We start from the raw sequence: 13,442 nt of genomic DNA, 5'->3' as shown, positions 1-13,442 counted from the left end.
TTCCTATGGGCACATAAAACTTGTGTTATTGTGAAAAGTATATTATTATCATTATATAAAATGATAATGATTTATTGGAGGAAGTCAAAATGAATAAAATGAATTTGCTTCTTCACCCGATTCGTATGCGGATTGTACAGAAATTACTGCTCGGCAAACCTTTGACAATTGCACAGCTTGCTGAAGCACTGGGCGATATCCCTCAAGCCACTTTATATCGACATATGAGACTTTTACTTGAGGAGAATCATGTTGAGGTCGTCGATACCCAAAAAGTTTCAGGCACGGAGGAACGTATATTTTCCGTTAAGAAAGAAACCTTAGATATTCCAGAAAACGAAGTTGAAATGACGTCACAGGAAGACCATATGCATCACTTTTCGGTATATCATACGAATCTGCTTCAGCAAGTGACCTCTTATTTGCTGGAAACGCCGCCGGGTCAGTATAAGCAAGAAGGCTTTGCTTATTGGCAAACACCGTTGCATCTGACAGATGAAGAATTTCAGGAGTTGGTTCTGACTATTAATAGTTGTATGGAGAAAGTCTATCAGCATGAAAAGACGCCCGAACGCACCACCAGAATTTTTGCCGGCATGTTTGTTCCACAAAAGTAATCTTAGACAATCACAAATCTCAACATGATAAAGAGGAGAGAATATAAGATGAGTGTTCAAGTTATTTTAGAGAACCACGAGGTCGTATTGAAAATTACAGGCTGGACGGCGCTTGCCAGTTTAAGAAAAGAGATAAAGATTCCTTACGCTTCAATTAAAAACGTACAAACCGGAAATTTTGATTTTCCGTGGGGAGCTGTAAAAAGAGCCGGTATTTCTGTTCCATACGGTTACAAAGCGGGTAATTTCCTGCATAAGGGACAAAAATATTTTTTATCCTTTCACGATTCTACTCAAGTAGTCATGCTCGATTTGAAAGATAGTGAATTTGACAAAGTGGTCATACAGAGCCAAGCTCCCGAAGAACTGGTAGATCTTATTTCAAAAAATTGTAGTTATTTATAAACAGAAAGGATGGTTTCCTACGATGATCGTCTATGAAAAACAAAATGCTTTTGTCATGATTACCCAACATGATCATGCGCATGTTTCCGGGAAGCTTGCATCCGAATTCAAAAACGATTTTATTATTGATAAAGCACAACATGATGAGTTTATTTATGCGGCTTATCAACACGATAGAGGCTGGATTGATTTAGATTCTGCACCATTTTGGAATGATGCCGAACATAAACCGTATTCGTTTCGTGATTTTCCGCTTAAACCAAGGTTTGTATTTTACAAAAAGGGAATTGATGAAATTCAAGAAGTAAGCCAATATTCGGCTTTGTTATGCAGTCTCTTATATACGACTTTATTTGAAAGAATCAAACAAAAGGACGTTCAGGAATATTTAAACATGGAATATTTAAGACAAAAGACACTTAAGAAACTTCTGAATATTGATGACGAGCTATCGTTGCCATTACAAAAGCACTTAAGAGCGCTGCTTATTTGTGATGAACTATCCTTATTTTTGTGTATGCAGCAACCGGGAACACCAACAGATCAATACGAATGGTTTTCACAGGGCCTCAATTATACAATCGACCCTAATAATAAATCACAAGTCAGATGGAGAACGAAGGATACCATCGAATTAACCTATTTTCCTTTTCATTCGGACGTTGAAATATTGCTTCCTTATAAAGAAGTCGATAAAGAGGACATTGTCTTGTATGGCGTATTAGAAGCGTACCATAAAACATCTTGGCAAGAATTTAATGTATTTTACAAGAGCATGGCAGCCTCTCAAGAAGACAGCGGCAGCATTTAACATCGTGTTCCGTGTCGAATTTGTTAAAGTGACAAAGAACCCTCCGATGTGGAGAGTTCTTCTTTTAAAATGATTAGTTCTTATCCGGTAACTTCCCACTCTGGATTCCAGACGACTTCCCACAAATGACCATCCGGGTCTTGAAAGTAGCCGGAGTACCCTCCCCAAAAAGTGTCATGTGCAGGGACTGTTATTGTAGCACCAGCCTTTTTGATCTCCTCCATCACCGTATCCACTTCTTCTTTACTGCTTACATTGTGTCCGATAGTAAATTCAGTAGCGCTTGATCCAGTCTGAGTAATACTAGCGTCATGTGCGAGATCCTTGCGATTCCAAATTGCAAGCTTTAGCCCTGATTCCAAGTCAAAAAAAGCAACAGCCCCATGCTCAAACTCTGTGCCGATAATCCCTTTTGTCGGTAGCCCGAGACCATCGCGATAAAATTTTAACGATCTTTCCAGATCATCTACACCCAGTGTAAGCACCGTAATACGTGGTTTCAAAATAATGCCTCCTTTTTCGTTTATTCACAGCTCACTTTATTATTTTAACGTTCTTTAAGCACTAAGGATTGTAAAAATCGGACATGCTTCCAAACTCTCTGGCCGCAACAAGTGGTGATTCACCGTAAAATCGTTTGAAATCTCGTATCATATGCGCTTGATCGAAATGCCCGTGGTTTAAGGCAAGCGAAGCTCCATCTATCTTTCGCGGGCTCTGTATGGCATCAATAATTGCTTGAAACCGTACTACATCGCAAAATTTCTTTGGGCTGGTTCCGATCCATTGATAAAAGATGCGGTTCATTTGCCGTGCACTAATCACTTCTTTGTTGGCTAATTCCTGTACACTCGTTTTTCCTTTGGTTACAAATATGTGATGAAGCAAATTATGGATAAGGCTGTCGTTCATCGATTTATGGGTCTGCATGCAAGAGAGCAGGTATTGTTCCATGATCTGAACCCTTTTATAGAGAGATGGTTCTTCGAACATCCGGTATCCGATTTCATTATGCATCCCGGGCCAAACCAAGTCTATATCCACTAGAGAATTAGCAAATTCATGCAGTGGAACGCCTAACAATGCATGGGCCCCACCTGGAAAAAATCGTACGCCGAACTTTCGAACGGGATGCTGCTGATCATAGGTAATTGTAAAGGACCCCTCAAAGAATCCCGAATACCGAGTTCTAAATTGATTACGCTTAAGATCGTGCTCAAATATAATATCATTGCAGCCATCCGGCAAAACCCTGTCGATTGCTTCTTCATGCTGTAATTTGAATGGATGGTACCAATCCTGATCTTGCCTTAGCGGTTCGGACAACCAATAGCAGGACACATAAGGAGCTAGCAGCAGGGAAGGCGAGATTTCCATATATCGGTTGGTTGCCACTCTGCCGCTTGCTTGTTTTGGCCGAAAAAGAGTATGCAATTGAACTTGCACCCAACGTCCCCCCATCTGAGCAGTATGATCTAATGATATCATATTTCAGGATAAGAAGAGATTGGCTTAGCTTCTCCACAAACCTAATAACCATCCCCGCATCCGATTGTGGAGAAGGAAGGGAGGGCGACGGATGCACGGTCTCCTCCTATTTACAGCTCCAAGAATGTATGGTAAATTTAATTTAGTTTCACAATACGATATCATGTTTCATTAAATGAAACACATGCAATTCGGAATCTCTGAACTGTAAACTAGGAGGAAACTACGATGGAAGATTCGATTAAAGATCAAGTGCAGAAGCAATTTGCTAAAAACGCCAGTAAATATGTCACAAGTAATCGTCATGCCAAAGGCGAAGATTTGTCGTTGCTCGTCTCATTATCCAAAGCCGATACGAATATGGATGTGCTTGACATTGCGACGGGTGGTGGGCACGTAGCCAACGCTCTTGCCCCTTTGGTTCATCGTGTGACAGCCTATGATTTGACCGAAGAAATGTTAACGAATGCCGCCGAATTTATCCGTGGGAACGGTCATTCAAATGTCGAATTTGTTAAGGGAGATGCCGAGCAGCTTCCTTTTCTTGATGCTTCCTTCGAGCTCGTTACGTGCAGGATTGCGGCGCATCATTTTCCAAATATCCCTGCTTTCGCTGAAGAAGCGTTCCGAGTCGTCAAGCCGGGTGGCAAGCTGCTGCTAATTGACAATGTAGCTCCCCAACTAGATCAATACGATCAATTTTACAATGAGATAGAAAAGCAAAGAGACCCCAGCCATGTTCGGGTGTGGAAAAAGTCAGAATGGATCAATCTCCTGGAAACCATAGGTTTCCGCATAGAGATGCTCGTTTGTTTCCCCAAACCTTTCCAGTTTCAAGACTGGTGCGAACGATCCGGGCTTCCAAAAGAGGAAATAGCTTCGTTAGAGGCAAAGATGCTGCAAGTTCCGCAGGATTTCCAGGAGTTCTTTTCCATTCAAACCGATGAATCAGGCGGGCTATCGAGTTTTACAGGTGAAGCTGTTTATTTTCAAGCGATTCGTCCATTGTAAATATGAAAATATCTGTTGTTCCAGCTAAAGCCAGCATCGATTTGTGATCTCACAGGATCTCAACAGTCTGGGCCTCCAATGCGAGGCTCTTTTTTATGTAGGGAATATACCAAGGTACTTGCCATTTTGGTAAGATAAGGAAAGGTAATGGGCCGAACGCTCGGAAAGCAGCTGATTGACTTGTTGGGATATCCATCTGGAAGGGGCACTTGTGTGAAGCAACTGATGTATAAACAATCGTTTCGCAAGCGGATTTGGGTTTCGTTCGTGTGTCTGATTGTGCTGTCGATCATGGCTACAGGGATTGCAACCTACTATATCGCAGCTTCGGCCATGCAAAAAAACGCTTTTGAAAACAGCCAGACCACGATCAGTAAATCGTCGCAGGCCGTAGACGAGAAGCTCAAAAATATTTTGGTGGTCGTACTGGCGCTTATGTTCAATGATTCGTTCAAGAACACGGTCAAGGATGCCAACCTGGCACAGCAGGGGAACTATTACTTTGATCTGAATGCCTTGCAAAATGTGTTTGACCAAATGAAAATGAACGAGCCAATTATCGATTCTGTACTTTTTTCAACACCGATAGGGGATTTCTACCCTACAAATCAGCATCGTACGACAACTCCTTTTACGGATACGTCTCTGTACAAACGTCTGCAGGAGAAGGAAGGTGTGCTATTTGTAGAAAGCCACGAGGATCCGTTATTTATGGAAAATGAAAGGGTTATTTCGATGGTCATCAGGGCTTTACCGTATATCGATGTGACCGCCAGCAATATGTATATTGTGATCAATATTAAAGACAGCGTCATTATGGACTATCTGACCAAAGATATAAAGCGCTCTTTTACGCATTATGAATTGATTACGAACGAGGGGAAACCGATTGTCGGCAGTCAGTTGGAGCTTCCGTGGCAGACTGATCCTTTATTTTTGAATCAATTGAATGCAAGCAAATCGGGTTACTTTGATTATACGGCAAACGACAAGGATTATTTGGTCACCTACGCCAAATTGTCGGTCATGACGGATTGGATGGTGGTTGGAGTCCAGTCGAAGGACGATTTACTTTCTAACATCAACGCGATCAAGTGGGTCGTCCTGTTGATTATTGCGGGATGTGCCGTGATTGCGTTGGTTTTATCGAATGCGCTTACCGGATTTTTGTTGAAGCCTTTACGTATGCTGCAAGCAGTGATCAAGCAGGTGGGACAAAATAATTTATCTGTCCGTTTCCATAGTCCATATCAGGATGAAGTGTCCCATGTAGGTTACCAGTTCAATCGGATGCTCGATGAAATTGGCGGGCTTATTCATGAGGTGGAGGAAGTGGGCAATGAACGCCGCAAAGCAGAAGTGAAAGCGCTACAAGCGCAAATTGATCCGCATTTTTTATACAATACACTGAATACGATGTTTTGGAAGGCAGAGCTGAATAAGAATGACGATGTGAAGGAAATGATTTTGTCGTTATCAAGCTTGTTCAAGCTGGGTCTTAACAATGGCATGGAGATTACGACGCTGGAGAAGGAACTTAATCATGTGACCGAATATTTGCGGCTGCAAACCAAGTGCTACCCAGGGACCTTCGATTATTCAGTTGAATGCGAGGATAATGGATTACTGCGCCTTCCCGTTCTAAAGCTGCTGCTCCAGCCTTTGGTGGAAAATTCGATTCTCCATGGCTTTAAAAACAGACAGGGTGGGGGCACAATCGCAATCAGGGTTACTCAGCAGGATGATAAGCTGGTGATCATCGTGACTGATAATGGAGCTGGAATGGATGCAGAATTGGTGTACCGCGGGGTGACTGATCCTACACAGACCCGCACGAGCTACGCACTGCGCAATGTATACCACCGGCTGCTGCTTTATTACCACAATGAGGCTCAGCTGCAATTGACGAGCGTACCGAACCAGGCAACGAGGATTACGCTGACGATCCCGCTTGAAATTACCGAATCGATCCCGACGGGATTAAAAGGAGCATGGATACGATGACAGAAGCAAGGCTTACCTTATGTATCATTGACGATACGGACGATGTAGTAACCGGAATCGCTACAGCGATTCCTTGGGGTGATCACGGTATAGACGTCTGCGGAACAGCGACGGATGGCATGGCGGGCCTTGAGCTCATTCGCAGCTTACGTCCGGATATTGTGATTACCGATATTCGCATGCCGATGATGGACGGGCTGGAAATGAGCAGAGCTGTTCTGGAGCAAGCCGAGGCTTGCCAAATTATTTTCATAACCGGCTACACCGATTTTGAATATGCGCAGCAGGCACTCAAGCTGGGAGCTTTTGATCTCATTACGAAGCCTTTCTCAACGAGTACCGTGCTTCAAGTTGTGTTACAAGCCCAAAAAGAGCTGCTGGAGCAGCATCGTATCCAGGAGCATTATCGGGAGATGGAAAGCAAAATACGGCATAGCCTGCCTATTCTGCGACAGGAATATTTTCAGCTGCTGCTGCGTTACCCAACCAGCTCCGAACGTGCGAAGCAGCGGTGGGATTTCCTGCAGGTCGAGATGGAGGCTGCGCATTTTGCCGTGATGGTCATCGAGATTGACGATTTCACCGAGCGATGCAGCTCGCTGCCGATTCATGAGGTTGAATTAATCCGCTTTACGATACAAAACATTTTAGAGGAGTCGATAGCCCCTCTCACTAAGGGACTTGTGTTTCGTGACGGGATAGATCGGTTCGTCGCTGTTATTAATGCCAATGGAGAGGAAGAAGCAAGTGTACTTGCCGATTTGTGCAGGGACAACATTACGCAGTATTCCAAATATTCGGTGTCGGTTGGTTTGGGGCTGATGGCAGAACGAATAGAGCAGCTGCCGTCAGCTTATGAGCAGGCGCTTTCGGCGCTTTCCTTTCGCTTTTATTCGCAGGGAAACACGCTGCTGCGCTTTCGAGATTTTGAATCCACTCATGGGCAGACGCTCAAATACTCACTGGATAAGGAGAAGGAGCTGTTCCTGTCGATGTATTCGGGTAACGGAGATAAGGCTGTAGAAGCACTGGAATTGATTTTGCAGGAATTTGCTGATTCCGAGACGATGCTGGAACCCCAGTATATGAAAAGTGTACATTACGAGCTGGCGCTGATGATTTTGCGTGCTTTCATGGAGAAGGTGCCCTACGACAAGCTGTCTGTTTTGGACCGAAAGGTTAAGGATTCATTGATCGATGGCAAGGTTTCCTTGCAGGATATGCGCCTTTTGCTGAAGGAGCTGTGTCGTGAGGGATGCAAGCTGGTTACTCAGCTCCAGGCAACGAGCACACAATCGTTCATCGATCAAGCGATTGATTACATCAAAGCACACCTTCATGACAATATCACGGTTCAGGAGTGTGCCAAAACGGTTCACATCAGCGCAAGTTATTTTGCCGGATTATTCAAGAAAACAACGGGTATGACGTTCACCCAATTTCTTATTATGGAGCGGATGGAGAAGGCTAAAGCGATGATTGTCGCCGGTGCCCAGGTTCAAGAGGTATCTGCTGCTGTAGGGTACGAGGATCGACGGTATTTCAGCGAATTGTTTAAAAAGCATACAGGAGTTACGCCAACCGAATTTCGGTCCGCCTATATCAAATAGTGATTCTCTCCCCTTGTTCAGTCGTTTTCTCTCGCTCCCATTTGGAATGCAATCGGTTACAGTAAGGATAGAAATCCAAAACAATCCTCAGGGGGCAACAAGTATGTTGAAAAAATGGCCAATAATAGGAATCAGCATTGTAATGGCGGCATCTTTAAGCGCATGCGGGGAGACAACGGCAACGAAGCCTGCATCAGACAGCGTCACGAAAAGCAATGAGAAAAGCAGTGATAAAAGCACTGAAAAAAGCGGCGAAAAAACGAAGCTGTTATTCTGGACACCGGACCGTGGCGCTTCGGACCATATTAAAGCGGAGGTTAAGAAGTTCAACGAAACGAACAAAGATAATATCGAGGTTGAAGTGAATATTATGGCCGAAAATTATGAGCAGTCGCTCGAAATTGCCTATGCCAGCAACCAGGCCCCAGATATTATCCGGGTCAACAACTTTACCAGCTACACCAAAAAAGGATATCTGGAGCCGCTTAACACCTATTTAACGGAAGATTTGAAGAAACGGTTCAACGGCTTAACCTTTGAAGATGGAAATATGATTGACGGCAAAATTTATTCCTTGCCCAACTATGGCTTAACGCAAAGATTGATTTACAATGTTGAGCTGTTTGAGAAAGCGGGCATTAAATCGCCGCCGACAACGCTTAAAGAAATGGTTGAAGCTGCCAAGAAAATTACGGAGGTAGGCAAGGCCAGCGGTGCTTACGGTTTTGCCGAAAATTTCAAGGGCAACGGCTTCTCACGGGTTGCGCTTCCGATCGGTAATTTAAGCGGAACGAATCAGTTTGATTACAAAACAGGGAAATTTGACTTTACTGGACTGAAACCGATTATGGAAGCACTCAGACAAATGAAACAGGATGGAAGTATTATTCCTGGATCAGAAATGCTGGATATCGATCCACTGCGGGCTCAATTCGCTGAAGGGAAAATCGGGATGTATATCAACCACGCAGGTGAGCCGATCGTATTCAAATCGCAATTCCCCGCCAAAATTAAATGGGCGGCCGCTCAGGTGCCCACTATCGACGGAACGATCAATGGAGCTGTTGCTTTCGGTAATGCCTATACCTTCCTTGGTTTGGGCAGCAAATCGGCGCATAAGGACAAAGCCTGGAAATTCCTTGAATACATGTACAGCGATGAAATTCTTAAATCGTATCAGGAGGATGCAGTAGGTGTGTCCGCAGTTCCATCCGTATTAAAGCAATCGCCGAAAACCAACGTAACCAATTTTGAGCTGTTCCTGCCTACGAAATATGATGCTTTACTGCCTGCTGCGCCCGCTGTAGCTCCGGAAGGCATGAGTGTAGACAGCATATTCACCAAATATTTGCTTGAAGGCGGAGATGCGGACGCCATCATCAAAGATCTGAACACACGCTACAACACAGCACTCGATAAAGCCAAACAGTCGGGACTTACCAAAATTGCCGGTGATCCGAAGTTCGATTTCAAAAGCTACCAGGGGCAGCTTACGAAATAAAAAGCTGAGGTGACACAGATGGACAAAATCAAGCTTCGACTCGAGCCTTACACCATGACGCTTCCGAGCCTGCTGCTGACGCTCGTGCTGGGCGTTTATCCGATCCTGTGGGCCATTCGTTATATGTTTTACGAATACCATGGGTTTGGTCAGGAGCAATTCGTCGGGCTGGCTAACTTTGAGAGGCTCATCCATGACGAAATGTTCTGGTCCTCGGTAGGAAATACATTCGTATATGCCGCTGGTAAGCTGCTGCTGACGATCCCGCTTTCGCTTGTTCTGGCGGTTATGTTGAATGGGGCCCTTAGGGGCCGCCACATATTCAGGGCGATTTTCTTCCTGCCCACCATTATTAGTACGGCTGTGATGTCGGTTGTGTTTTATGTCGTTTTCAACTCATACAACGGAATTTTAAACCAGCTGCTCATAAAGTATGGCGTGGTGTCGGAAAGCGTGGAATGGCTTGGACCACGATATGCGATGTTGACGATGATTATGGTTGCGGCCTGGGGAGCGATCGGCAACTACATGCTGCTGTTTCTGGCCGGATTGCAAAATATACCGCGGGATATATATGAGAGTGCGATGATTGACGGGGCGAACCGATACCAGCAATTCACAAGAATTACGCTGCCGCTGCTCGGTCCGGTTATGCAGATGATCATTATGCTGGCGATTACCGTTTCGCTCAAGGGCTATGAAAGCATCCTGCTTATCACCGAAGGCGGTCCTTTCGGGAAAACCAACGTTATGTATTTGTATGTGTATCAATTCTTTTTCCCGATTTCGACGTCGGGCGGTGGTCAGATTATGCAGGATTTTGGATACGGCAGTGCAACTGGGTTTGCTGCTGCGTTGATTGTTGGGCTCATCACGGGTGTCTACTTTTATGCTTCGAGACGGATGAGTAAAATTTATTAAAGAGGGCGAAACGGAATGCAAATAGATAAAAGCTTGAATCCTGCCGTGACGCAGCAATCCTTGGGGATTCGCAGGAAGCTGGCAGACGTGTGCCAGTGGTTGTTCTTATTGATTACGGCAGCACTGCTGCTGTTTCCTGTGGCTATTACGTTACTCGATTCATTTAAGACGAATGCTGAAATTACCGGAGGAGGCACCCTGCTTCCGACTACATGGCATTTTGCGAACTATGTTGAAGCTTGGCAGAAAGGGAATTTTTCGACCTTCTCCGTGAACAGTTTATTTCTTGGATTAACGGTAACCATCGGTACCTTGATCATCGCTTCGACAGCGGCTTATGCGGTAGATCGCAGAGAGTTTCTTTTGAAAAAAGTGTATATAGCCATTCAAGCGTCAACGCTGTTTATTTCAATCGGTGCCGTTGTGCTGCGTCCTCAGTTCGATCTGATGGTGCAGTTTCATCTGCAAAAATCGCTTTGGGGCGTCATCATTATACTGATTAGTGCTCACGCCTCGATATTTTTTATTCTAATCGGTTTTTTCAAGGGAATTCCGCGGGAGCTCGACGAAGCGGCGTTAATAGACGGCTGCAATTTTTACTCTATTTATTGGCGGATTATACTGCCCCTGCTGCGGCCCGGACTTGGTGTAGCGGCACTGTTCACCTTTAAAGGGGCCTGGAACGAATATATTTTACCATTTGTATTCACCCTATCGAGTCCCAAGCTTCAGCCGTTGACAGTGGGACTGGCAAACCTGCGTTACGGTTCAGGAGGAGCAGCACAAAATCATTTGATTATGGCGGGCGCCTGCCTATCGATATTGCCGATTCTGATCGTGTATATATTTGCGAACAAGTCGTTCATGCAGGTCACAGCGGGGTCGGTTAAGGGATAATATGTTTGAGAGGATTTTAGCGATTGTAGGATTGCAGGCACGAAACGGAGAGGGATCAAGTTATGCGTTTGTTATTGACACGTGATGAGTGGCAGAAAACGGCTGACGTGTACCGGGAGGAGTTCCCGGAGCAGGAGGCCTTTACGCGGAAAGTGGCGAATGAGAGCAGCGAAGGAAGATTCAGGCTGGCCTCAACAATGGCTGCCGACCGCTGGGTTGAGCATGGGGTCACACCGGACTGGCTCCACAATCCGACTGAGGACTTGGAATACACCTGGCTTTTGAACCGTCATGGTCACTTTTACGAATTGGGCAAAGCATATACAGGAACCGGTGACAAGAAGTACCCGGAAACGTTCGTAAGGCATATCAGGTCTTGGCGAATGCAAAATCCCGTTCCGATTAACTTGTCTTATGAGCAATCCGTCTACTTCCAAAAACCGGGTCCGTGGCGACTGCTTGAAGTTGGATTGCGAGTACAGGCATGGATATGGGGCTGGCTGCTGCTGTACGATAGTCCAGTTCTGGATGCTGTGTTCGTCGCGGAGCTCAAGGAAGGGCTGGTCGAGCATGCCCGATATTTGTCCTCATACTTGGGTGATTGCTCGATCAATCACGCAACGATGCATATGCAGGGTCTGCATATGATCGGCACGATAATGGAAGAGAACCCGGAGGCGCCTTACTGGCTGCAGCTGGCTACTGAGCGGCTAGAGCTGTGCCTGCACAAGCAGATTCGTGAAGATGGGGTTCAGGAGGAATTAACCCCATCTTATCACAACGCCAGCATTCATATGTTCGGTACGCCATACGGATTGGCGAAGCAGATGGGACGACCCTTTTCCCGTACCTATACGGAGAAGCTGAGATCGATGGCTGCGTTCAGCTGTGCGACTGTCCGACCGGATGGGGGCACGAGTCCACTATCCGATTCTGATGTAAGCTATGACATCCCCGGTTGGATCGGCTTCCTGGGAGCTATTCTGGAGGACGAGTCGATTGTCGCATTGGGTCGTATTGATGACAAGACTCTCTGGCAGATAGGCGCAGAGAGATTCAAGCAATTGCGACAGAGCGAGGTTGAACGGAGGCGGATATCGCAGCAGCCGAATGGCTTGACGATAGCTGCCACCGAAACCTACCTGGCTCAGCAGCAGGTTGGGACGGATCCTCAAACGGTTGTGTTTCCACACAGCGGCTACTACCTGATGCGTGACAGAAACAACCATTTGTTCTTCGACGCTGCACCGATGGGAGGTGCGCATGGTCATGCTGATGTGCTGCATTTTGAATGGATGTTCAAGCAGTGCCTGCTATTCTCCGATCCTGGCAGATACACCTACGAAGAAGGCCAATGGCGGAGGTACTTTAAGGGCACTTCGGCGCATAACACGGTAACGATTGATCAATGCGATCAATCCACTTACGTGTCGACCCAGCAATGGGGAGAACGGGCAGCTGAGCCGACCGTACACCGCTGGTTGACGAATAGCGAGTACGATTTTATCGATGCTTCGCATAACGGATACATGCGGTTGGACCAGCCCGTCACCCACCGTCGATGGCTGCTGCTCTGCAAAAAACAGCCGATGCTGCTCATCGTGGATTGGCTTGAAGGGGAGGGATCACACCGGCTGGAGCAGAATTTTCAGCTTTCTCCATCAGCCAAACCTATTCTGGACAAGTCGAATCAGCAGGCTACCATCGGCTATGGAGATCAGGTAACACTCCAGATGTTATGGTCAATGGAAGGAATTTCCCACGCAGAGCTTTCTATGAAATCAGGCTGGATTTCGCCCAGATATGGCTTCAAGGAACCGATTCCTGTGCTCGGCTGCAGCGGGTCCTTTACAGAAATGGGGGCAATCGCCGTCATCTGCATACCGGAGTCATGTGCGCGGGAAAAGCAGCTTAGGCAGAAGGAGGCAGCAGTGTCAGCAGTGGTTATGCAACGAATGCGTCTGGATCTGGACCAACGATCGATGGAGGTGGAATGGAGCTGCGGGGGACTGCCCATGCAGCCGATTCGGATCGATACCCATAGTGTCAGCATCGATATTTAAACGACAGTACCGTACGACGGAGCTATATCCGTCGTCGGTCCCTCTAACAAATAGTGTCATTTTTCACCATTTGTAAGCGCTATCAACCGTCTGTGAGATGGAAATGAAAAGGAG

General features: G+C 45.9%; 12 protein-coding genes. 10 read left to right on the top strand and 2 right to left on the bottom strand.

The annotated features are described in order from the left end of the window. The first annotated feature begins 89 nt into the window (after positions 1-89). The 3 genes from BK127_RS24530 to BK127_RS24520 are packed head-to-tail and all read left to right on the top strand — an operon-like array spanning position 90 to position 1,833. On the top strand, positions 90-617 hold the full coding sequence (locus tag BK127_RS24530) for a helix-turn-helix domain-containing protein (RefSeq protein ID WP_076234151.1): 528 nt from the start codon (positions 90-92) through the stop codon (positions 615-617). A 48-nt stretch (positions 618-665) separates the two neighbouring features. Beyond that, positions 666-1,022 (top strand): hypothetical protein, encoded by a 357-nt coding sequence (locus BK127_RS24525; RefSeq protein ID WP_076234150.1) that lies wholly within the window; start codon positions 666-668, stop codon positions 1,020-1,022. Positions 1,023-1,044: 22 nt separating this feature from the next. Next, a complete protein-coding gene (locus BK127_RS24520; RefSeq protein ID WP_076234149.1) occupies positions 1,045-1,833 on the top strand; it encodes a DUF3891 family protein in 789 nt (262 codons plus the stop codon). Positions 1,834-1,913: 80 nt separating this feature from the next. Here BK127_RS24520 and BK127_RS24515 read toward each other — a convergent pair whose 3' ends face one another. Together BK127_RS24515 and BK127_RS24510 are read right to left on the bottom strand one after the other, a co-directional pair. Beyond that, positions 1,914-2,336: a VOC family protein gene (locus BK127_RS24515; RefSeq protein WP_076234148.1), complete on the bottom strand. Its 423-nt coding sequence runs from the start codon at positions 2,334-2,336 to the stop codon at positions 1,914-1,916. Between the two features lie 61 nt (positions 2,337-2,397). After that, entirely contained in the window at positions 2,398-3,279 is an 882-nt protein-coding gene (locus BK127_RS24510; RefSeq protein ID WP_083689544.1) for an AraC family transcriptional regulator, read from the bottom strand. 270 nt (positions 3,280-3,549) lie between these two features. On the opposite strand from BK127_RS24510, the gene BK127_RS24505 reads away from it, so the two are divergent. The 7 genes from BK127_RS24505 (at position 3,550) to BK127_RS24475 (ending at position 13,328) form a co-directional block, all read left to right on the top strand. Continuing rightward, complete coding sequence (locus BK127_RS24505; protein ID WP_076234147.1) at positions 3,550-4,332, top strand: class I SAM-dependent methyltransferase; 783 nt, start codon at positions 3,550-3,552, stop codon at positions 4,330-4,332. Between the two features lie 213 nt (positions 4,333-4,545). Then, positions 4,546-6,336 carry a sensor histidine kinase gene (locus BK127_RS24500; RefSeq protein ID WP_179097587.1) on the top strand — a complete coding sequence of 597 codons (1,791 nt, stop codon included), beginning with the start codon at positions 4,546-4,548 and terminating at the stop codon, positions 6,334-6,336. After that, positions 6,333-7,946, top strand: coding sequence for a response regulator (locus tag BK127_RS24495; RefSeq protein WP_076234146.1), 1,614 nt, complete (start codon positions 6,333-6,335; stop codon positions 7,944-7,946). The genes BK127_RS24500 and BK127_RS24495 overlap by 4 nt, the downstream gene beginning before the upstream one ends. Positions 7,947-8,049: 103 nt before the next feature. Continuing rightward, positions 8,050-9,447, top strand: coding sequence for an ABC transporter substrate-binding protein (locus BK127_RS24490; RefSeq protein WP_076234145.1), 1,398 nt, complete (start codon positions 8,050-8,052; stop codon positions 9,445-9,447). 18 nt (positions 9,448-9,465) lie between these two features. Beyond that, positions 9,466-10,368, top strand: coding sequence for a carbohydrate ABC transporter permease (locus tag BK127_RS24485; RefSeq protein ID WP_076234144.1), 903 nt, complete (start codon positions 9,466-9,468; stop codon positions 10,366-10,368). A gap of 15 nt (positions 10,369-10,383) precedes the next feature. Continuing rightward, on the top strand, positions 10,384-11,265 hold the full coding sequence (locus BK127_RS24480) for a carbohydrate ABC transporter permease (RefSeq protein ID WP_083689541.1): 882 nt from the start codon (positions 10,384-10,386) through the stop codon (positions 11,263-11,265). Positions 11,266-11,327: 62 nt separating this feature from the next. Then, positions 11,328-13,328 (top strand): alginate lyase family protein, encoded by a 2,001-nt coding sequence (locus BK127_RS24475; RefSeq protein WP_076234143.1) that lies wholly within the window; start codon positions 11,328-11,330, stop codon positions 13,326-13,328. Positions 13,329-13,442 lie beyond the last annotated feature (114 nt).

This window comes from Paenibacillus sp. FSL H7-0331, from assembly GCF_001956045.1.
The sequence above is the reverse complement of the archived record's forward strand: the minus strand, read 5'-3'. Positions and strand labels throughout refer to the sequence as shown.